The organism is Paenibacillus sp. FSL M8-0228 (assembly GCF_038007385.1).
GTDB classification, from domain to species: Bacteria; Bacillota; Bacilli; order Paenibacillales; family Paenibacillaceae; genus Paenibacillus; species Paenibacillus polymyxa_D.
Map to the genome: position 1 here is coordinate 5,819,126 of NZ_JBBOXA010000001.1, position 21,425 is coordinate 5,840,550.

A 21,425-nucleotide genomic window follows, 5' to 3' on the forward strand; every position below is an offset into this window, starting at 1 on the left:
TTAGAAATGTATATGAAATATTTCTTATTCTGACATATTTTTAGTAAAAATAGCCTATTAAATCGGGAAAAACAGAGTTAATTAATAATAAAAGCACCCTACCGGATGCCCCTAAATTAATTATATATTTACTTCGTTATTACTTATCATTCACTATTTGAAAACCTACTATTTACTGCTCATTAAAATTCAAGAGGTCTCCCTTAGTAAATTTCGCTCTACTTATGATACGGTTCACCCCGATTAATCTTCACCGCCCGATAAATCTGTTCCACCAGTACCAGTCGCATCAGCTGATGAGGCAAAGTCATTCTTCCGAAGCTCAGCTTTTGCTGGGCGCGGCGTAGGACTTCGTCAGAGAGACCATGACTGCCGCCAATAACGAAGACAACATGGCTTGTACCGTAGGTGCCGAGCTTGTCCAATTCCTCTGCGAGTTCTTCCGAGCTCCACAGTTTGCCGTCGATAGCGAGTACAATCACATGTGCTTCACTTTTCACATGAGCAAGGATGCGCTCTCCTTCCCGCTCCTTAACCTGTCGGACTTCCGCCTCGCTCAGTGTATCTGGAGCCTTTTCATCGGCTACTTCGATCATTTGAAATTTGATGTATGGGCCCAGCCGTTTAGCGTATTCCTGAATGCCCATGACCAAATATTTCTCTTTTAACTTCCCCACACCTATAAGCTGAATAAACAAATTCCATACCCCTATCTATGTCGAATGATAATGTAAAATCTTATTTACGATCCCTAACTTAAAAACATCCTGTAACATAGTTATTTTAGCACCTGATGCGCCTCTTACCTATCTATTTCCTCTCCACTACGAGCCTATTCCCTGTTCAGGTCATAGCGGATTATCCATTACGCTCTTCACAATGAATTGCCTGTCCGCTTCGTATTCATCAAGACACTGCATTAGCATCTGCTGATATCCGCTGATTTGTTCCGCTGTCGCTGACTCCCGTAATGATTCGAACAATGCTGTACATTTCTTGAAATTACGATCGTTACCCGACTGATCGGCTAGTTGCATCGCCTTCACAGTAAGTCCCACTGCATCCTGTAATCTGCCACACTTCCGATAGTACAAAGCCAAATGATAGCAGTAGCTATAATAGTAGGATACGTTCTCTGCGTCTTCATAACTTTCGAATTCATGAATCTGCTCTGCAAACGTATGTAAAATATCTGCCACATCCAAATGATACATAAGCGCTGCCCGTAATATGGTATTCAGCCCCGGTAATATTTCCTCTAGATTATCCTGCAAAAAGGCTACGTATTCCTCGATCAGCTCTATATTTCCAGACAAAATATCTACTGCATATAAATTAGTTTTGGCTAAAAACCTGAACTCCTCAACAACCTGAATGTCTTCTTCCTTTAAATCCTCCATCCACCCCAGCTCAGCATACTTATAGATGCACTCCCTTGCCTGCTCATATGCACCCAGGTTCTGGTGAGCCATTCCACACATCAGGTGACTGAGCCCAAAATAATATACCAATGGACGTTCTAAATTGACATGCGGGATGGATAATTTCATTGCTTTATGATACTGCCGTTCTTCATAGATACGCTGTACACATTGGTACAAAATATCCGCCGTCTCCATCACCTTTTTCCAATTTTCAAAAGCCACAGCCATCTCTAACATTTCAACAATGATGTCCGGTTTAAGTGATTTCAGAATAGAAGTTCTCAAAACTAGTCCTCCTTATATTGCCATTTACAACCAATTGTATAGAAAGCAAAAAAGAAGATCAATATAAAAAGTACTTAAAAGTACAGTTTTATGTGTGTTTATTTTGCATAAGATGGTCTGTAACGATATTCTCTCCTCTTCTAACCTTAAGTGGAGGTGATTACATGAGTTTACCAGAAAGCGTCGGAAACCGAATACGAGAACTAAGAAAAGCTAAAGGCTGGACACAGGAACAATTGGCAGAAGCAGCAGGACTCCATTACAGTTATATTGGCGGAGTAGAACGTGGAGATCGAAATATTTCTTTGGAGACGTTGGAAAAAATAATTCTAGCGTTAAAGGTTCCACCCTTTGAACTTTTTCAATTCGATGAAAATACGGATCGAAAACAAATCATAAATGAGCTTATGTTGCTCATAAATTCAAGAGAAACAACAGAACTCGAAATTCTTACTACTATAACTAAAAATATTGTTGGTTTAGTTGAGTTACAACAAAAAAAGAATTGAACAATTCTCTCTACCTGACTTTTACACTTCATCTTCCATAAGCTTGTTATGAGGTGGTTATATGACAGAATTACGCAAGCAAATGGGTATAAGAATCCGGGCTATTCGAAATGCAAAGGGACTTACACAGCAAAAACTGGCTGACATCGCAAGCTTGGACTATAGATATATTGGTGCATTAGAAAGAGGCGAAAGAAACTTTTCGATTGATACCTTGGAGAAAGTGTTAACTGCCTTAAACGTGTCGATCAGTGAATTGATGTTTTCCGAAGAACATATGACTACAGACGAAGTGATTCGGCAAGAAGCGATAGATGAGTTTGTTGCGCTCACCAGCAGATTAAATAAAGAACAAATCGGGATTCTTAGACGTGTTAGTAAAGAAATTTCACGCGCGTTCGACTAAGCCATTCCACCCTGAAAAGTCTTAAATAAAACCAAAAAGAGCACCCCACAGGTGCCCTCCATACCTTTTATATAAAAAACTTAAGCATACAACATAAAAAAGCTCACTTCATGTCCCAGTTGCTTCAGATAATTGTAGATCTGCGAACGGTGATGGAACACATGGGTCACAGTCTCAATCTGCCATTGAACCTGCAAATGCCCATGCTCCATATAAAAGGCCTTCGTCGAACGATTCAGATAATCGTCTTCGCTAAGCGAAAGAATGTAAGCCTTATATGCCTCAAAATTCTGCCTGAAAGTCGCAGCTAAGCGCTCGGGATCTTCCACCCCGGACAGGCTGGTTTCAATCTCTCCTACTTCACCCTCGGACTTCTCCTGCATAATCGCAAGATCCGAAGCTGGAATAAGCACAAAGTGATGCACTAACTCCAGCAATGAGCGGAAATTTTCTTGCGGACGAAAGTTCCAATCCTCTGGGCGTATTTTACGGATCAAGGCTTCCCCCGTCCGTACTCCCGTCTCCAGCTCATTCAGCAAATGATCTCGAACTTGCAGCGTTCCACTCATATTCACATCTCTCCTTTGCCATTCTTGTTCATATTTTGAGTATAGCCGAAGCCTCTGGGCGTGTATTGTAAAAATCGGACAACCTCCGTAAATCCTTAGCTGCGGTAAGCGGGGAGTCTCCATAAAACCTGCGAAAATCGCGGATCAGATGCGCCTGATCGAAAAAGCTATGCTTCAATGCCATCTCCGTCCAATCCAGCCCCCCGCCGCTTTGGATACTGTGCAGAACGCTCTGGAAGCGGACGACTTCACTGAACTTTTTGGGGCTGATTCCGATCCATTGTCCAAACTTACGATTGATCTGCCTTTCACTGATCGCCTCACACTCCGCCAGCTCCTTAACCCCTACACTCCCGCCGCTTACGAAGATGCGATGCAGCAGGTTTTTCATCAGATCACAATCGTTCGTGCGTTGGCGCAGCAGAAGCTGGCTAAGATACTCATCCATGATGCGCACCCGTTCATTGAAATTCTGTGCTTCCATAATGCGCTCACCTATGATGGTGATGCTTTCGGGCCAGAGATCTTCCAAGCGATAATTACCGCCTGTAAACAAGTGAGTCGGCATCCCGTGAAAATAATGCGCACCACCCGGAAAAAACCGCACCGCAAAAATACGTGTCTCGGACCCTGCTTGTCTGGTAGACACGAACGGATTCGTAAACGTCCCGCAGTACGAGAGTTCCTGACGCTTATTCACCGGATCGTATTCTAATAGAATATCCGTACAGCCGTCAGGTAATACCCGATCCACTGCCTCTTCTTCCTCCATCCAACTCAATGAAGCTGCGTATTTACCCGATGCTGTCACGTCCCCTTCAAAAACTGCTCTAGCAGTCGGACCGGACTCCCAATAGCAAGCTACATAAGCTCTCAGCGCAGCAGACGGCTTTTGTTCGATATAATATGTGGAGGGATCACTTCCATTGACCTGAAGCGGACGAAATAGTGAATGCAGTAAAGGGTCCATCCATCGTTCACTCCTGTCTCAGTACGTGGTGGGAATAAATATAGCTCTATGTATGTAATAAATCCTGATATACAAAAAGGACGTTTCTGCCCGAAACGCCCGTGCTTGTTTTTTTTAAACGACCAAAAACTCGGCTTTTTTCTCACATTCCTTGCACTTCACTGGAGGGTCCCAATCCGAAAATTTCGTTTCCTTGAGATCGACGACATCCGGTGCATCCTCGTATTCATCGACGAACATATCAATTGCCAGTTCCACATGCTCTTTACATACCACGTACATTCCAGTTGCATCCCTTTCCGTTTGAAGCTCTTCCTGTTGTAAGTGTGTCAAAACTGCCCTCTTTTGTTCTACCACACTTGACGCGGAAAGGAAAGGGCTTGCCCACTATCCCTGACGTTTGGTCTTAAAAATGAGAAAATTACTAACGTTCAGGTCTTCACGGAAATGGGGATATTTCTCTAGCATATCAGCAGACGGCTTCGGTTCGATCATCCCATCCAACGACAAGCCCGCCTCAACAATGGTCTGTACATAGCTGTCCAGCGTACGGTGAAAATACAAAAGCTTTTCCTCCTGATCATAAGGAATCGCTTGCTCCAATGGGCCTTCATTGAAATATTGATCCACTTTCCAATACAGCTTTTTCCCTGTCTCATCCTTCACCCATCCACTCTGAGGCGTCAGAAAGCACGGATGCAGAATAGAAAAAATAAAGCGGCCTCCTGGAACTAATAACCGCTGCATTTCGGCAACCGCCTGCTCATAATGGGCCAAGTCCTGTATGACCATATTGGACACGATCAGATCAAAGCTCTGGTCTCCGAACATCTCCAGCTTTTCCAGATTGCCATGGTGATATGTAATTCCCAACGCTGATGGAGTTCGCTCTTTGGCTAGCCTCAGCATCTCTGTCGAGTAATCGACAGCCTCTACCAACGCACCCGCCCTGGCCATTTTACGGCTTAGATAGCCTTCGCCACAGCCGGCATCCAGCACTTTTTTGCCCCCGAGAGGTCCCATACAGGCTTGCAATGCCGGATTCAGCAGTACTTCGCGAGATCGATCTCCTTCCTCAGTGTACTTGGCAGTAAAGTTTTCTGCATGCATATTCCAACGTCGAATGGCCTCTTCCGTGTCCCACTTATTCATATTCATCTCCTTCTTTCTTTTGTATTTACAAATCCGATACTACAATCCACGTAGGGCCATAAATTCTACACTCATTTCTGTATTTTTTCAATAATAACGCTTACAAAATTAAAATATCTAATTAACACATGATTTTTACATGAATTATACAGGTATTCCATTTTCAAATAGTATGGTAGTGTTTTATGGGAAAGCGCTTTCAAAAATAACTTTGTAAAGGGGCCTATTATGTTAAAACGAAGACCCGTTTCATTGCTGTCGTTGACGCTTGCCATCACCCTATTGTTATCTACGTTCGCATCCGTTGCCGCTGCTGCCGAATCTGACGGACAAGCACCACAAACTGCGGCTGTGAGCAGCATGCAATCGTATGTAGAAGCCATGCAGCCCGGATGGAATTTAGGAAATTCGCTGGATGCTGTCGGGGCGGATGAAACAGCCTGGGGCAATCCGCGCATTACCCAGGCGTTGATCCAGCAAATTGCCGCCCAAGGGTACAAAAGCATACGCATCCCCGTCACCTGGGATAAGCACATTGGAGCAGCACCGAACTATACTGTTGATTCTGCCTACATGAACCGTGTGGAAGAGGTTGTTCGCTGGGCACTGGATGCTAATCTGTACGTCATGATCAATGTCCATCATGATTCATGGACGTGGGTAAGCAGTATGGAGCCCAAACATGATGAGGTGCTGGCTCGCTATAACGCATTATGGACACAAATTGCCCAACGCTTTAAAGATCAACCTAACAAGCTGATGTTCGAAAGTATTAACGAACCCCGTTTCTCCGAAGGAGGGACTACGGATGAAGCGAAAATGAATCAGATGCTCCAAGAACTGAATGTATCCTTCCACAAAATCGTCCGCGCCTCTGGCGGTAAGAATGCCACTCGTCCCCTTGTTCTGCCTGGCTTGGACACCTCACCTGCTCAGGCCAAAATCAATGAGCTGTACAACACGATAACCAAGCTGAATGATCCCAATCTGATTGCCACCGTCCACTATTATGGTTATTGGCCTTTCAGTGTAAATATTGCGGGCCATACTACTTTTGATAAAGATACTAAAAACGATATCATCCAAACCTTTGATAACGTCTATAACACCTTTGTAGCCAAAGGTATTCCGGTTATTGTCGGTGAATATGGCCTGCTCGGCTTCGATAAAAATACAGGCGTTATTGAACAAGGCGAAAAGCTGAAATTCTTCGAGTTCCTGACCTACTACATGAAGGAGAAGAAAATAACAGGCATACTCTGGGATAACGGCCAGCATTTTAACCGCACAACGTACAAATGGTCTGACCCTGAGCTCTTTAACGTCATCCGAGCCAGCCTAAAATGGCGTTCCTCCAATGCAGACCGTGACCTCATTCACTTGAAGAAAGGCACCTCAGCTCAGGACACCAAGGTCACCTTAAACCTGAACGGCAATCAGCTGAAAACACTCAGTGTGGGCAGCAAGCAACTAAAGCAAGGCACCGACTACACGCTGAACGGAGACACATTAACCTTCAAGGCCAGCCTGCTTACCAGCCTGACTACTTCCGGTAAATATGGCGAGAATGCAGTAATTAACGCCAAATTTAATAAGGGAGCAGACTGGAATTTCAAAGTAGTCGTGTATGATACACCAAAATTAAGCGCTACCGAGGGTACTACACAAGCCTTTACCATTCCAACGGACTTCCGCGGCAGCCAACTTGCCACGATGGAAGCCGTTTATGCGAATGGTGGCAATGCCGGTCCACAGGATTGGACACCTTATAAGGAATTTGGCAATACCTTTGCCCCTGCCTATGATGCCAATGGCATCAAGCTGCTGCCTGAATTTTTTAATAGTGTAAAAGATGGTGAAGTCACGCTGAAGTTCCACTTCTGGAGCGGCGATGTGGTGACATACAAGATCACTAAGAGCGGAACCCGTGTAACGGGAACGACATCTTAATCTAAGGCGCAGCAGAAGATCGAAAAAGGCGTTCCCGGAACTAAGCCGGTGAACGCCTTTTTATAGTTAAGCCTATAATCATACCTTAGCCTTCCGGCTTATCTGTTAATTTTAACGTCATCGTTTCTTCCTTGCCTGCCCGGTAAAAAGTAACTTTCAGCTCATCGCCAATTTTCTTGTTATCGTACAAGTAGCGACGCAAATCAAGCGTAGAGTTAATCGGTTCGCTATCAAACGCTGTAATGACATCGTTCAGCTTCAAGCCAGCCTCCTTGGCAGGACCGTGGGCTTCCAGAACGACTGCTCCATTCTTCACGCTGTCCGGCAGCTTGAGCTCCTTGCGCTGAGTTTCATCCAGCGGTGCATATTCATTATTGAGATCGACCGTGTATACCCCCAGATAAGGGCGGGTGATCTTGCCGTCCTCAACCAGTTCATTCACCGTTTTCATTACCTCATTGGCGGGAATAGCGAAACCAAGTCCCTCAACACCAGTATCAGCGATTTTCATCGTATTGATGCCAATCACACGTCCGTCCAGATCGACCAGCGCGCCGCCGCTGTTTCCCTCATTAATCGCTGCATCGGTCTGGATGACATGCTGCTCCCAGTCATATACCCCATCCTGATTAATGGAAATCGGAATGATGCGATTCGTATAGCTTACTATACCGGAGGTAAGCGTATCTCCCAAGCCAAGCGGGTTGCCAATAGCAATGACCGTTTCACCCAGACGAAGTTTGCTGGAGTCGCCGATATCCGCTACTGTGCTAATGCCTTTATCGTCAACTGCCAGTACCGCGATATCACTAATGCGATCCTTCCCGATCAGCTTTGCCTCTTTTCTGACACCGTCTACCGTTACAATATCCAGATCATCTGATCCTTCGACCACATGGTTATTCGTCATAATGAAGGCTTTGCCCGAACTCACTCGGAAAATGACACCCGATCCAAGCGCGGATTGTTCCGTACTTTTACCCTCTTCATCTTTCAGATTCACGATGCTAACGACGGCTGGGCGCACCTTGGCTGCCGCCTGCACAATCCGGTCATACGGGTCACCCGCTGCTTGCCGCAAGGGATAGTGACTGGCTCCGCTTACCGCTGTAGTGGAGGGCAGACCTGTAATAAAACTGAACAGAAGCACGGCAATCACTGCACTGACTGCACCGCTAATGACAGCAGCTTGCACCGGACTTACTCCACGCTTCCTGTGTGGCCAACGTCCCCGTCCTCCACGGCGTGCCTTAAATGCCATTTTTTTAGCCGCACGTGTGGATACCTTCGTTGAATAAAAATCGTCCTCAAACAAGCCCATGCTAATCCTCTCCCCTTCGTTGTCATGCACCGACACTCACTAAAAAATTAGGGCTATTCGGGCTTGCGCCAACCTATGCTACAGAGAACCTGCTCCGTTGAACATCTCAAATGGATTGAATATCCCTTATCATCGGAATCCAGCAACCAATCGTTCCGGCCTACTTATTAATCACCACAAATGGTGCCTTCCTAAGCAACCGAATCTCATAAATTAGCATACACGCCGAATCTGACTCCGAATAGAGGAAAAAAGAGGAATGATTTCCAAACCAATGGACTACAATAGTAACAAGTCTTCTATTCTATTACAAAATGATCGTCTCATAGAGACGTTCTGGCCTGTTCCCGTCCGCTTAAAGCTGCCTATACTTTCGATGAGAGCCTTCCTTCAGAAAGCTTTCCGTTGTTAGCTTTATTGTATCACAGCACTTAGCAAAACCACAGGCAGAACCAAGCTCATTGCACGCCATTTCTAAAATATTTTTTAGGAGGAATATATGATGAATTCACATCGTTCGGCTATGGATGAAGTTCGCATGGCTGCCAAGCTGGCGGATTTGAAAGACGAGCATTACCGCAATACACTGGCGCTAAGTACATTGATTGAACTACTGGTGGACAAAGGCGTAGTGACCCGTGAAGAGGTAGAACGCAAAGCCGCCGAACTGGACAGCTTTATGGCTCACTTACCTTATCCCAAGGTGTAGGACGATCATAGTACGTATCACACAATCGAAACTCACTGTCCTTGTAAAAACAGCCGCGGTCTTCCATCGCCCCACGCACAGTCAGCTTCGCAAGTTCCATCATATTGTGGTCGCGGCTCAAATGTGCCAAATACGTTCGCTTCGTACGACCTGTCAGCAGCTCGCTAAGAATCGCGCCCGCCATCTCATTAGATAAATGACCGATATCGCTGAGAATACGGCGCTTGATGTTCCACGGATAACGACCCATACGCAGCATTTCCACATCATGATTAGACTCCAGCACCAATACATCCGCATCTGATATCGCCTGTTTCACTTTGTCGCTGACATAGCCAAGATCGGTCGCTACACTCAGCTTCTCCGCCCCATCATAAAAGCTATATCCTACAGGCTCGGCCGCATCATGGGATATACCAAAAGACTCCACGCGTAATGATTCAAATTCCCGCGTTGCGCCTGTCTCCAATATTCTACGGTTATCATCTGCAATTTGCCCAACAGCATTGCTGATGGCAAACCATGTCTTCTCGTTAGCATATATAGGTAAATTATATTTACGCGCCATGGCGCCTAGTCCTTTAACATGATCGGAATGCTCATGCGTGACCAAAATACCATCCAACTCTTCTCCACTCAGCTCGCGTTCTTTCAGCAATTCGTCAATACGCTTCGCGCTGAGACCTGCGTCGATGAGCAATGTCGTGTCTTCGTTCCGCACTACGGTAGCGTTGCCGGTCGAACCGCTCGACAGCACGGTAAATGAAATCCCCATATCTGTTCAAGACCCTTCTGTATGTTCTGTCTTTGGACTAATGACATCTCCGTTCATCTGCACATAATACACACCTTTTCCGTTGTCCAGCATAAACCGCCACACGGGGGCAGCCACCTGGCTATCGGAGTTAAAGGTCTGTCCGTAATAACCGAGCCGGATATCCTTCACAATCGTATCACGCGGCAAATAGCCGTCGATCAGCCTTGCCAGTGCTTTGGACGCAGGCAGCATTTTCTTTGCCTCATCCGAAGGCTGGAGCTCGACCTTAATTTTGCGATACCCTGTAATCTTTTGATTGCTGTAAAACAGAGCCAGCTTCACATTAAATAGCGGCCATTTGCCCTGAACCAGCGGATGAAGTACAAAAGCATCTGCTTGTCCGGATGCCAATTCCTCCTGAACATCCAGCGGATCGTACTGAAAGTTATCGATATCCTTGATTTGTGGCTCCAATGCCTCCACTAGCGCATCATGGGTGAATACCAGTTTGCTATCCACTGGCTTCACCAGCTGCACACGATCATCCTTTTCTCCACTATGAACGTATGTGTAAGAGAGTTTAGGCAGCTGCGGGGTATCGCCGGGAATCGGAGCCAGCACCTGAATGCTTTTCTCTTCCATTAAACGCTGCGTATTTTCATCCAATGAAGTAAAATCCAGACTCGGCCCTGCCGTTTCCTGCGCATCATGCCACAATTGGTAACCCAATACCACATTGAGCAGCAAAAATGTACAGATCAATACGTTCTTGGCGCGGCTCCAATCCATTCCCGTTCCCCCTTCCTGTCACCTCTTTGTCTCCCGGTCTGGCTTCGTTTGTGTTGTGTTGGATGCTGTCGTTACAGGAACAGCAAGAATTTCTGCAACAGAACCGTCACCGAACGTAACGCGCCATTCAGGAGCAAGCTTCAATCCATCATTGGTCAGCTCCGGTTGATATACGGGAGTCAGATCTCGAATCGTCTTCCCTTTGCCTACAGTCTCCAGTCGCTTCTTCAAGGGCTCGCCGCCCGGCAGCATAACCTTCTTCGAGGATTGCTCTCCTCCCTTGAGATACAGCAACGAACGTTCATAGACAGAAGCCGTTTCCTGCTGGATTTGCAGCGAAATCGTACCAAAGCGGAACGATGGTGTGTCGAGCACTGGATAAGCACCATAATACTGCTGAAACATCACAGATGTACGATTTTCATCACTGCTTCTCAATTTCAGCTGATACGAAGCATCCCAACCGCCATGCTGATTCACGAAATCAACTGCGGCCAGCACATCCCTAATCGGGCTGCTTCCACCCGCTCCTGGCGCACTCGGATCGGTATAGCTCATCCAACGTTGCTCCTGCTTGATTTGCAGACTACGTTTGCTATCCGTATAAATTTGGGAGCCGTCCTTCTCCTGAATATTACGCGTAATCCCCGGATCGAAAAACAAATTCCGCTGCATTTGCTCTGTCGTAAACAATCCAGCATACACTACAGGCTGCGTAGTTTCCAGATCATCCACGGGAATGTAGTACTGATTATTTACCAGCTCGTACAACGGGGCATTTTTACCGAAATTCACATGCTGGCGGATGTCCTCTACTGTCATATCGAACTGGTTCGCCTCATACACCACATCGCCTCTGGCACTGAAAAAGAGCGCGTGTGGCTTGGCATTCTTTTCGTCTATATAGATCCAAATGCGGTTAATCGTCTCTCCCTGAAACACCGAATCCGGCGTCAGACGCATAACCCGCTCCAGTAATGAAACCGGGACTCCGCCTGAAAAGGATAATTCGATGCCTTCGTTTTCGCTGCGAATCTGTGCCCAGTCCGCCGATTGAATACTTCGACGTTGAAAGTTGTTAAAGCTTCGGCTTTCCAGCCGTGTATAAATTAAATCGTAAAAAGTAACACCCGGATAAAAAACGGTATGCTTCTTCTCACCTTGGTGAATTAGCATTTTATCAGGAAACACGAGGTTCTCAATCTTTTCCTCCTGCCCCATGCTTTCGGTTTTGACATAGTTCGTTTCTGAAGTGAGTACAGAATCACTGCCTGGAAGGCGGTAAATTAAAAAATAAGTCTGTACCAGGCTGGAAGCAACCAGCAAAATAAGCGTCCAGGACTTCAAACGTTCCTTCACTGTGCTTCCCTCCCTTCACTCGACATGGGTAGCGTAAAGGTCGTACAGGTTCCCTGACCGTATTCCGACTCCAGAAAAATCTGGCCCCCATGCGCCTTTACAATTTCCCGGGCAATCGACAGTCCCAGTCCCGTGCCGCCCATATTGCGCGATCTCGCCTTGTCTACACGATAAAACCGTTCAAAAATCCGGTCCAAGTCTTTTTTGGGAATACCAATTCCGGTGTCTTGTACCGAAATGGACAGCATTCCCTCACTGTTGCGGCGAGCTTCGATCCGAATACTTCCGCCATCTGGCGTATATTTCAGCGCATTGGACATCAGGTTGTCCAGCACCTGCTCAATTTGGTCCCGGTCGATCACGACTTTACCGATTCCCTGCTCTACGAACATCCCTGAGCGAATGTGTTTTTGCTTCATTTGAAAAGAAAACCGATCTGCGACTTCGTCCAGCATCTCCATCACATCGGCAGGTTGCATCCGCAAAGGCGCCTCATTGGAATCAAGCCGTGACAGATGCAGCAAATCCGTAACCAACCGGATCATACGCTCTGTCTCGTTGCGGATCACGCCCACAAAACGCTCTGCGAGCTGCGGTTCAGCCATCGCGCCGTCATCCAGCGCTTCAGCGTAGCTGCGGATGGTCGTCAACGGAGTGCGCAGCTCATGGGATACATTCGCTACGAATTCCCGCCGTGTCGTCTCCATCTCCTCCTGCTCCGTCACGTCCTGGAGCACGGCAATCGTCCCCGTAATGCCAATTTCCCGCCGATGAATCGGCGTGAATGTCACACGGATGACGATGGGTTCATCCTGACCAGCTGGCTCCAGCTGCAAGAGCGTGGAGGCCGAAGAACCGCTATACAGGGCCTCGGTTTCCTCCGGGTCGATCCCCAGCAGTACCGCGATATGCCTGCCGGTCATTTCGTTCTCGTTCACGCCCAGCATGGCGCTGGCCCGACGGTTGACCAGAATGACCCGGCCATTGTCATCAGTAGCGACCACACCGTCGCTCATATTGGTCAAGATGGAGGAGAGCTTCTCCTTCTCCTCTTCATTTTGGGACAGTGCCTCACGCAGACGGCCTGTCATATAGTTAAAGGCCACGCTGAGCCTACCGATCTCATCTTCACCAAATACAGGCATCTGCTGGTCGAATTTGCCCTCGGCAACCTCCGTTGCATGGCGTGTCATTACCTTGATCGGGTGCGTAATCGTATGGGCCAATACCACGCCCAGCACAGCCGTCAACGCGAGCGCAATGAGCATACCTGAGAGAAACACATTGTTAATGCGTTTCATCGTATCGTAGAGCTCGGTCATTGAAGCGGCGATGTATACCGCGCCGACAATCTTGCCTTGGCTGATAACGGGCTTGGCGACGACCTTCTTGCGGACATTATCTTCGTCCACCATGTATTCCTCGTTATCTCGGATTCCTTGGAGTGCGCGGCTGACTACTGTCTGCGTATTTTTGCGTCCGACATAATCGGCGTGTGAACCTTGGGAAGTAATTAATACTTTCCCGCTGGCATCCAGCACCTGAATTTCCGCGCCGCTGAAATCGAATAAATTATTCACGCGTGCACGTAGACTTTCCACGCTGTCCTCTTCCATTTTGCCGTCGCTGCCACTCAGATCCTGCTCCGCAAGCACGGACAGCATCTCCGCCCGTGCTTGCAAATCCTGCGTAAAATTACTCGTGAGGGAGTTCTTCATCGAGCTGACAAAATAAACCCCTATCAGCTGCATAGCCACCAAGATCAGTAGCACATAGATAATAATCAGCTTTGCATGAATGGTACGAAAGAAAGACAGCCATTTCATGCCCGCAGGCCACCTTTGCCCCCGCTCACGATATATCCAAGACCACGGCGTGTCAGGATGGTCTCCGGCTTGCTCGGATTCTCCTCAATCTTCTCGCGCAACCTCCGAATGGTCACATCCACTGTACGCACATCCCCGTAGTATTCGAAGCCCCATACTGCCTGGAGCAAATGCTCCCGCGTCATGACTTTTCCGGCATTCTTAGCCATGTAGTGCAATAGCTCATATTCGCGGTGCGTCAGGTCAAGCGGTGTTCCGTTTTTGTAAGCTGTATACATATCCGTATCAAAAAAGAGGTCGCCCACGCGCAGCCCCTGCTTATCCTCCTGCGGTCGGCTTTCCGACGCATCTGCCCTGCCGCGTTGCTGTCTGCGCATCTGCGCCTTCACCCGTGCCAGCAACTCCCGTGTGCTGAACGGTTTCGTTACATAATCGTCCGCGCCCAGCTCCAGCCCCAACACTTTGTCGATTTCGCCGTCCTTGGCGGTCAGCATAATAATCGGCGTCTGGAGCTGATGCCCGCGCACCTCGCGGCATACGTCCATGCCGTCCATGCCCGGCAACATCAGGTCCAGCAGGATCAGATCAGGCTGCTGTTTGACCGCGATATCCACTGCGCTGATTCCATCGAAGGCGCAAATCACCTGGTAGCCCTCTTTTTCCAAATTAAATTTCAAAATATCAGCGATGGGCTGTTCATCATCCACTACCAGAATCGTTCCTTGCATACAGCGTTCACCTCTTTTCACGGATCATCATCTATAATAACTTTCGTTTGTCAGTACCTATAAGATGCTTATTCTATTCTATCATACCCGTGCGCCATTCCATTACTTCTCCAGGCTCTTTTCTTCACGCAGAAAAAAACCATGCCTGCACCTACTGTTAAGCATGCAGAAAAACATGGCCTTTCTCATTGATCCTCATAAATCATGTAACTCTCGTTATAAACATCCAACCTATCTTAAATACGTCATTGGGTTGCGTGGCGTATTATCTTTACGAATTTCAAAATGCAGATGCGTCCCGGTCGAGCGCCCTGTGTTCCCCATGACCCCGATCGACTCGCCTTGCTGAACCACCTGTCCTACATGAACGCCAATACTGCTCAAATGCCCGTACACGGTTTGGTAGCCGTTGCCATGATCGATCATAATGACATTGCCGTATCCATTCTGCTGACCTGCAAATGATACCACGCCTTCATCTGATGCGTGAATGTCAGCACTACCGACCAAGTCGACACCCTCATGCATACGTCCCCAACGTGCGCCAAAGCTACTCGACATCGATGCGCCGGACACCGGCCAAGCAAACTGCCCTGAGCCTTCTCCCACAACCTTCGTTCCTCTAAGAACCACCTCAGTAATAGACGGCTGCAGCACCTTTTGACCGAGCCATTCCTCTTGCACGACCTCACCGTTCTCCTTGGTCAAACGATAGTCCATCTCTTTAAGGCCTGCTTGTCCCGGTCTGACCACTTTGGTAACTCCTGCCTTCAGTTCATCGCTCTGACGAATCTCAACCTCAGGCTCGATGGCAATCTGTTCGACGACCTTCTCTACTGTTCGCACCGTAACCGGAACCTTCGGAGCAGTAAGCTTCAATTCGTCCCCAATTTGCAAATACAGCTCACGCAAGCCGGGATTGTTCTGCTTAATCTCCCAAGCGGTCATATTAAATTTAGTTGCAATCGACGACAGAGAATCGCCTTCTTGCACTGTATACGTGATAGGAGCCTCACGCCCCTCAGTCAACACTTTGACTGCTTCTGCCTCCGTCAGCACCTTGTTCGGGTCTGCTTTCACAGGCTCGTACGCGATTTTCTCACGGATACTGGCAGACTCCAGCCATGCTTTGGGGGTTTTAGTACTAGCACTCGCATGGCTGCTGCCCACGGATGTTTTGCGAACCAGCCCCTTGATGCCTGAAGATGTACCCTCACCCACAGGTGTGTACTTCTTCTGCACTTGCTTTAAAGCCGCCTGTGCAGTCGCCTTGTCCTTTACAATGCCAACCGTCTGTCCGTTGACCTTCACTTCTACCCCTTTGGCATACGCTGTCAGCATACCATCCAGCTTCTTCAGCGTAGCTGCGCTGTCAATATCCGCTTTATATGCCTTCTCAATATCTGTCGTTACCGCGTTCGTATTGAGCACCATATCCACGCCGGGATACTTATCCTTATACTGTTTGCTCTTCGTTGCGTATAGCTGTTTAAGTTGTTGCTCATTCAAGATATTTCCGACCTCGACGCCTTTTACATACACCTTATAATAAGGAACTGTGTTAGCCCCGACATACTGATTACTTGCAAAAATAAGACTGCCTGCAATCACCACACCGCCTGCCGTCCAGCTCAGCCATTTTCTTCGACCGTTCCACCACTTTGCTAATTTCCCCGCTTCCACAGCAGGCTTATCTGCAACGTTGGAAGCTGCATTCCTGCTGTCTGGTGAATCCTGCTCCTTCAAAACCTTCATGACTCTCTCCTTTTCAGCATATCTTATCTCTATATAAATGCGTTCATTATTGGTCTTTCACACTATGAATCTAGCCTGTATTCACAAGCATCTATGATATTAGTCGCTATCTACCATTGCATAGTTGCGTAAAAGGTTTCAAAAATTTAACCTTTTCACAACACTGTTTACTTTAACATAGCCTTTACAAAGAATTCAACTACACCCCAATTACTTCCTGACACGCAAAAAAATCCGCGCATGGCGCGGATTCTACAGTCCTATTTTGAGCATAAACATTGCCCATGAATTCATCTAGACAAACTAATCCATTTCGCTCTATATCTAGTTCATTGGAAGTCGCTTATTGGATTTTTGTAAAATACTTATTTAAGCAAAGCCATCAGCTTGTTATATTCCTCTTTGGTCAAATACTTCGCAAGCACCTGCTGAATATCCTGAAGCTCCTGCTCAGTGAGACCGCCTTCCATCGCGGCTGATATTTTCTGCATCTCCTCCGGCGGCAGCTTATTCATCAGAATTGCAAAAATTTCCTGTTTCTGTGCAGCCGGTAAGTTGTTCTTCTTCTCTGTCAAATGGTCGGGCGTAATCACTAAATCATGGCCTTCAATACTCGTTTCGGGTGTAGTTGTACCTTCTGCCTGCTTCCGTGACTCGTTGCCTGATGTTCCGGCCGACACAGCCCCCTTCTGAGATACCTTGCCATTGGCTGCGCCACCTGCCTCACTTCCGCTTTCTTCTAAGCCCTGTCCCATGACAGGCAACGCATCATCAGGCGGTGTTACACTTCCCGAGCCACTTCCTGTCGTCTTGTTCTTCCCCGTGTCTGTGCTTTGGTCAGTGCCCGCGCTGCCTTTTAGCCAACCCAATCCCCATATGGGCTGTTGATCAAGCTGAATGTTAAACTGCCGTAGCAGCGATTGAACATAAGCATTAACGACTACACCTGTCACTGCCAGCGTTAGTGCGCTAACCAACACGACCGTCATTCCTTTTTTGAGCAGCCATCCAAGCCACCTCATATCCCGTTACCTCCTTATACGCATCCTGCCATGTGTGTATCATCATGAAGTGCATATAGATCAGTATTGACGAGATATGACGATTTTTAACCCATGAAATATGTAAAACTAGCACCATTCAATAGGAGATGCCACATTCTAATTGAATTAGCGTGTACGACGCACCCAGAAACGAAAAATGTCACTGCGGACATAATCGAGGGAATACAGCACCTGCCTGTTCATTTCATCATAGTGAAGCTGCTTCAATAGTAATACCGTAGCCTGCGGATGCTTCAGCAGACGTGTCATATGTGCGTCGTCATAGTTTGGAACGGTAAGCTCGGAATAGGCTCCAACAATTCGTACCCCCGCCTTGAACTCAAGACTCTGAAAAAGCGAGCCTGAAAAAGAGTCATCTTCCAAAATGGGAGCGGCTAATTTCTCTGGCATCCAGTTTATAGAGTGGGCTACAGCCTCTCCGTTGGCAGTACGTGTACGCTCTAGAGCAATCATGGGCTCATGCTCGGAAAATCTCATCTGTTCGGCAATATCAGGAGGACAAACCGAAATTCTCTGAATGGATTCCAGCTGCTCGTCTTCCCGTAGCCCTGCCGAACGAATCATGTCCCCGATGCTGTACAGGCGGTCCAGCGAGCTTGGAATACTCGGTAGCGGGCAAGTCGCAAACGTGCCACTCCCGTGTTTTACTAGTAACTTACCTTCCGATTCCAGTTGGCGAATAGCTCCCCGTAGCGTCGTACGCGAGACACGAAACGATTGGGAAAGTGCAGTTTCCGACGGCAGCCGATCCCCCGGACCCATTTGATTAACCTTCATATATTCTTCTATACGCCGCTTTATGTTCTCTTGTTTTGTTGACACCGTCCGAAGCCCAGCCTTTCTATTGTGTTAAGCCATATAAATCGGATTCGTAAAAGCAATCATCATCACGCAGTCTTCCATGCAGCCGTAAAGCTCCGCTCGTATCCAGCCCTTTCCTAGCGGGTCTTGCAATGACAGCGTATATTCTCCTGTTTGGGCAGGGATCTGAATCTCCGAGCATATGCCTTGACTACTTGTCAGCAGAAGACGAAGATTCTGAGGCTTGAGATTATAATGGGCTGCTCTTGCTTCTACATTCAATTGAACCGTCACAGATAGTGGATCCTCTACAGTCAGCTCTATACATTCGCCGATGTGATAACGATGTTCTCTGCCCTTAATCTGCGCCCACATCGTCAGTAGCGGTCCCATCGTAACTGACACTGAACCGTGGCGAATCGCCTCAACTGCCCGGCCTTCTAAACCTTCTCGCTCTTCTGCTTCATCATGAACCCCCAGATATGTAACAGCCGGAAGTGAATCATCCGGTTTAGATACATGCCAGTCCCGACCGCTTACGGCAGTGATGCGATACCCCTGATTCAACAAATCGGTCCACATGGCAAACGCCCGCTGGCTATCCCGCTTAATAGATGGCATCAGCGTTGACCAGACCTCTATATAATCCACCTCGTGCCAATCCTGAATCGTGTACTCCCAAAAGCACCCCGTACAGATCGGACTTCCGATCCTGAACGGATGGGCAATCCCTGCAATGCCTCCCTGCTCATGCACCTGCCGAATCCCCTCATGAATGTCATCTGGCCCCAGCACACGCCAGTCGATAAAGCGGTCAACCCCAAGCGTCAGCATATGCCCGTAAAAGGTCGTCCACTCCATCCCTGAAATGATCGGGAGACCGAACTGCCGCTGAACCCCTTCCTGATCCGCAAGTGCCGATTGCGTGTTGTGATCCGTCATAGCGATGCATTCAAGTCCCAGATCCACTGCGCTTTGAACAAGCTCCTCCAGCGTGTGCTTGCCGTCGCTGTGAAGCGTATGGGTGTGAAGCTCAGCTGGAATCCATTTAAGCATATGCTGCTTCCTCCCCCAATACATGAATTTGGTAGGCAAGCGTCTCGGTCACAACGGCATGCAGACTGACCGTAATCCGCCACATGCCCGCCGGATGATCTCCTGCAAGGAACCCCGGCGAAGCCGCAGACGAACCGAGCCAATGCTCCTGCTGCATCTCGGGACGGTGCGCATTTCCCCGGTGACGGACAGGATCATCGACAGACAGCGTTAATAAATTTTGCAGCGGTATATACTTCTTCCATAGATCGGATGAATGCCCCGACTCGTCGTATCCGTATTTGCACATGCTTTCCTCAATGATTCCTCGTGCTTGCTCTTGATCCTCCAATAACTTGGGCGTGTAAGAGAAGTGAATACGAATCGTTTCAGTCGGCTGCGGAATATGGAAGGAGTACGTAATATGGCTCTGGGTGCAGGTTCTATCGACCGTTCCCTCCACATACAGCAGCCTGCTCATGACTGCCCATCCTGGCTGGACGGTTCATCCACAACTTGCTTCACCATATCATTCACAGGATGTCCTTCATCACCCGACACGTCTTTGTCGGCTGTCCATAAAACACCTACGGGTTGAAGCCGCGTCAGCTCAATCACCCGGTCTGTATGAATACCTGGAAACTGCGGGAGATTATCCTCGTTTAACGTAAAGGCACACAGTCCAGCCACTTCCATGCTGTCCGCACCGCCTTCCAGCAATACGGCTCTAATTTCAGCTATATCCTCAAGCACAGCCTCTCCAGATAGCTTGACCGTGGTAGAAAAATGTGACTCTGCCCCCTCATAAGCGGCTCTAAACTCCCCGAGTCTCAGATCATGGTGGCATGATGAATACCACTGCTCCGAGCCGTGAAGACGAAGCTGGATATCGACGCATGCATCTTCCTCGCGCCGATTGAAGCCCGGCCTGAATCCTGGAGACGATTCTCTGCCTGAATCCCGTAAGGGACGTTTGGAAGTCTGGATAAACACATAGCTACGCTGGTGTGCAAGTGCAATGGAAGACGCTTGTGACGGCATTTCCAGCTCCTGCTGACGTTCCATCTCCCACCCAGTGACCTGATAGGCAAAAGGAAAACGGCTCATGACCGCCTCACGCGGCTCTTCCTCTGGTTTCCACTGGAAAGCAGGCGGCAGCATAAAACGATAGTCCGATGAAATGTCATCCTTAAAGTTTCCATTGGTTGTTGCGGATTGGAGAACAGGATGGCCACCCAGATCATAACTGCCATTAAACGCAGTCGTAATATGATGTGCCCCCTGGAAAACAGCTTCCAGAACATTGCCCCCTGCATCTAGCTCGACGCGGTACATCCATTCGATATCGGTGGTTCTTCCCCATTTGCTCATAAGCAGCGGCGCGGGCGTTCCCTCATCTTCATGGCTGAACATCATCTGGTATTCGATGACCGTCTTCCCCTCGTTCACTTCTATGGAATAGAACAAAACAAGTGGTGTATCCGTAAAGCGATTCTCATAGGGATGTGACAGATTGCGGCCATATAAAAGCGGGGTATGGCGATAAATCAGTGATCTTGGAGAGGAATCAGCCACGCAGCGCAGTTCAACCCCGTCAATCCATGCTCGAGATACAAGCGGAGCCGATTCCAGTTCGCGGAATTCAGCATAGACCTCGTAATCGCCTTCTTTTAGGTATCCCAACAAACGGGTATACACTCCCTGACTGCTGCCATAGTACAAAATGACATCCTGATTATAGGCTTCATTCAGGTAGAGGCGTACGAAGGCAGATTCTCGATCTGTCGCAGCCCAGTCACTGTCTGATCTGGCGAACAGATCAAGCTCCGCGTATCCGTCTTCTGGCATGGAGAACCTAAACCGGAACCCGTTTCCCGGGCTGAGCTCAACCTCCGCTTTGTGTAAGGCAATCCGATAACCGCAATCCAGCAAATCCTTTTCCCACACTCGCCCACTAAACCCGGTAATTTGTACCTCTGCTTGGCTATTCATCCCTGTAACCTCCTTAGTGTATGA

General features: G+C 48.0%; 22 protein-coding genes. 4 read left to right on the plus strand and 18 right to left on the minus strand.

Annotated features, from left to right (window positions below; genetic code table 11):
* Positions 1 to 218 precede the first annotated feature (218 nt).
* Together rlmH and MKY98_RS26320 are read right to left on the minus strand one after the other, a co-directional pair.
* Positions 219 to 698, minus strand: a complete 480-nt coding sequence (rlmH, locus tag MKY98_RS26315; RefSeq protein WP_013312768.1) for a 23S rRNA (pseudouridine(1915)-N(3))-methyltransferase RlmH — start codon at positions 696 to 698, stop codon at positions 219 to 221.
* Between the two features lie 150 nt (positions 699 to 848).
* A complete protein-coding gene (locus MKY98_RS26320; protein ID WP_069012355.1) occupies positions 849 to 1,709 on the minus strand; it encodes a DNA-binding protein in 861 nt (286 codons plus the stop codon).
* A 164-nt stretch (positions 1,710 to 1,873) separates the two neighbouring features.
* Here MKY98_RS26320 and MKY98_RS26325 point away from each other — a divergent pair, with 164 nt between their 5' ends.
* Together MKY98_RS26325 and MKY98_RS26330 are read left to right on the plus strand one after the other, a co-directional pair.
* Positions 1,874 to 2,218 carry a helix-turn-helix domain-containing protein gene (locus MKY98_RS26325; RefSeq protein ID WP_069012356.1) on the plus strand — a complete coding sequence of 115 codons (345 nt, stop codon included), beginning with the start codon at positions 1,874 to 1,876 and terminating at the stop codon, positions 2,216 to 2,218.
* Positions 2,219 to 2,279: 61 nt separating this feature from the next.
* On the plus strand, positions 2,280 to 2,624 hold the full coding sequence (locus MKY98_RS26330) for a helix-turn-helix domain-containing protein (protein WP_069012357.1): 345 nt from the start codon (positions 2,280 to 2,282) through the stop codon (positions 2,622 to 2,624).
* Positions 2,625 to 2,704: 80 nt separating this feature from the next.
* Here MKY98_RS26330 and MKY98_RS26335 read toward each other — a convergent pair whose 3' ends face one another.
* From MKY98_RS26335 to MKY98_RS26350, 4 genes are all read right to left on the minus strand, one after another.
* A complete protein-coding gene (locus MKY98_RS26335) occupies positions 2,705 to 3,193 on the minus strand; it encodes a DinB family protein (protein WP_069012358.1) in 489 nt (162 codons plus the stop codon).
* 28 nt (positions 3,194 to 3,221) lie between these two features.
* Positions 3,222 to 4,163, minus strand: coding sequence for an AraC family transcriptional regulator (locus MKY98_RS26340; RefSeq protein WP_069012359.1), 942 nt, complete (start codon positions 4,161 to 4,163; stop codon positions 3,222 to 3,224).
* A gap of 114 nt (positions 4,164 to 4,277) precedes the next feature.
* Positions 4,278 to 4,445, minus strand: a complete 168-nt coding sequence (locus MKY98_RS26345; protein ID WP_013373879.1) for a CxxH/CxxC protein — start codon at positions 4,443 to 4,445, stop codon at positions 4,278 to 4,280.
* Between the two features lie 105 nt (positions 4,446 to 4,550).
* Positions 4,551 to 5,315 (minus strand): class I SAM-dependent methyltransferase, encoded by a 765-nt coding sequence (locus tag MKY98_RS26350; RefSeq protein ID WP_069012360.1) that lies wholly within the window; start codon positions 5,313 to 5,315, stop codon positions 4,551 to 4,553.
* 228 nt (positions 5,316 to 5,543) lie between these two features.
* Between MKY98_RS26350 and MKY98_RS26355 the strand changes: the two genes are divergently transcribed.
* On the plus strand, positions 5,544 to 7,265 hold the full coding sequence (locus tag MKY98_RS26355; protein WP_069012361.1) for a cellulase family glycosylhydrolase: 1,722 nt from the start codon (positions 5,544 to 5,546) through the stop codon (positions 7,263 to 7,265).
* A gap of 85 nt (positions 7,266 to 7,350) precedes the next feature.
* Here MKY98_RS26355 and MKY98_RS26360 read toward each other — a convergent pair whose 3' ends face one another.
* A complete protein-coding gene (locus MKY98_RS26360) occupies positions 7,351 to 8,586 on the minus strand; it encodes a S1C family serine protease (protein WP_029518925.1) in 1,236 nt (411 codons plus the stop codon).
* 502 nt (positions 8,587 to 9,088) lie between these two features.
* Here MKY98_RS26360 and MKY98_RS26365 point away from each other — a divergent pair.
* A complete protein-coding gene (locus tag MKY98_RS26365; protein ID WP_025723164.1) occupies positions 9,089 to 9,295 on the plus strand; it encodes a hypothetical protein in 207 nt (68 codons plus the stop codon).
* Here MKY98_RS26365 and MKY98_RS26370 read toward each other — a convergent pair.
* The 11 genes from MKY98_RS26370 to MKY98_RS26420 all read right to left on the minus strand — a co-directional run bounded on the left by MKY98_RS26370 (position 9,264) and on the right by MKY98_RS26420 (position 21,401).
* On the minus strand, positions 9,264 to 10,070 hold the full coding sequence (locus MKY98_RS26370) for an MBL fold metallo-hydrolase (RefSeq protein WP_029518927.1): 807 nt from the start codon (positions 10,068 to 10,070) through the stop codon (positions 9,264 to 9,266). The two genes, MKY98_RS26365 and MKY98_RS26370, sit on opposite strands and share 32 nt — an antisense overlap.
* Positions 10,071 to 10,076: 6 nt before the next feature.
* Positions 10,077 to 10,841 (minus strand): two-component system regulatory protein YycI, encoded by a 765-nt coding sequence (gene yycI, locus MKY98_RS26375; RefSeq protein ID WP_029518929.1) that lies wholly within the window; start codon positions 10,839 to 10,841, stop codon positions 10,077 to 10,079.
* An 18-nt stretch (positions 10,842 to 10,859) separates the two neighbouring features.
* Positions 10,860 to 12,200, minus strand: a complete 1,341-nt coding sequence (locus MKY98_RS26380) for a YycH family regulatory protein (RefSeq protein ID WP_029518930.1) — start codon at positions 12,198 to 12,200, stop codon at positions 10,860 to 10,862.
* Positions 12,197 to 14,026 (minus strand): cell wall metabolism sensor histidine kinase WalK, encoded by a 1,830-nt coding sequence (walK, locus tag MKY98_RS26385; RefSeq protein ID WP_029518931.1) that lies wholly within the window; start codon positions 14,024 to 14,026, stop codon positions 12,197 to 12,199. Before walK ends, MKY98_RS26380 begins: the two co-directional genes overlap by 4 nt.
* On the minus strand, positions 14,023 to 14,754 hold the full coding sequence (gene yycF / locus MKY98_RS26390; RefSeq protein WP_029518933.1) for a response regulator YycF: 732 nt from the start codon (positions 14,752 to 14,754) through the stop codon (positions 14,023 to 14,025). Before yycF ends, walK begins: the two co-directional genes overlap by 4 nt.
* Before the next feature lie 231 nt (positions 14,755 to 14,985).
* Positions 14,986 to 16,509, minus strand: coding sequence for a M23 family metallopeptidase (locus tag MKY98_RS26395; protein WP_069012362.1), 1,524 nt, complete (start codon positions 16,507 to 16,509; stop codon positions 14,986 to 14,988).
* Positions 16,510 to 16,874: 365 nt separating this feature from the next.
* Complete coding sequence (locus MKY98_RS26400; protein ID WP_069012363.1) at positions 16,875 to 17,531, minus strand: hypothetical protein; 657 nt, start codon at positions 17,529 to 17,531, stop codon at positions 16,875 to 16,877.
* Positions 17,532 to 17,678: 147 nt separating this feature from the next.
* Positions 17,679 to 18,395, minus strand: coding sequence for a GntR family transcriptional regulator (locus MKY98_RS26405; protein ID WP_029518938.1), 717 nt, complete (start codon positions 18,393 to 18,395; stop codon positions 17,679 to 17,681).
* 27 nt (positions 18,396 to 18,422) lie between these two features.
* Positions 18,423 to 19,430 (minus strand): CehA/McbA family metallohydrolase, encoded by a 1,008-nt coding sequence (locus tag MKY98_RS26410; RefSeq protein WP_029518939.1) that lies wholly within the window; start codon positions 19,428 to 19,430, stop codon positions 18,423 to 18,425.
* Entirely contained in the window at positions 19,423 to 19,890 is a 468-nt protein-coding gene (locus MKY98_RS26415; protein WP_069012365.1) for a hypothetical protein, read from the minus strand. The genes MKY98_RS26410 and MKY98_RS26415 overlap by 8 nt, the downstream gene beginning before the upstream one ends.
* Positions 19,887 to 21,401, minus strand: coding sequence for a hypothetical protein (locus tag MKY98_RS26420; RefSeq protein ID WP_069012366.1), 1,515 nt, complete (start codon positions 21,399 to 21,401; stop codon positions 19,887 to 19,889). Before MKY98_RS26420 ends, MKY98_RS26415 begins: the two co-directional genes overlap by 4 nt.
* Positions 21,402 to 21,425 lie beyond the last annotated feature (24 nt).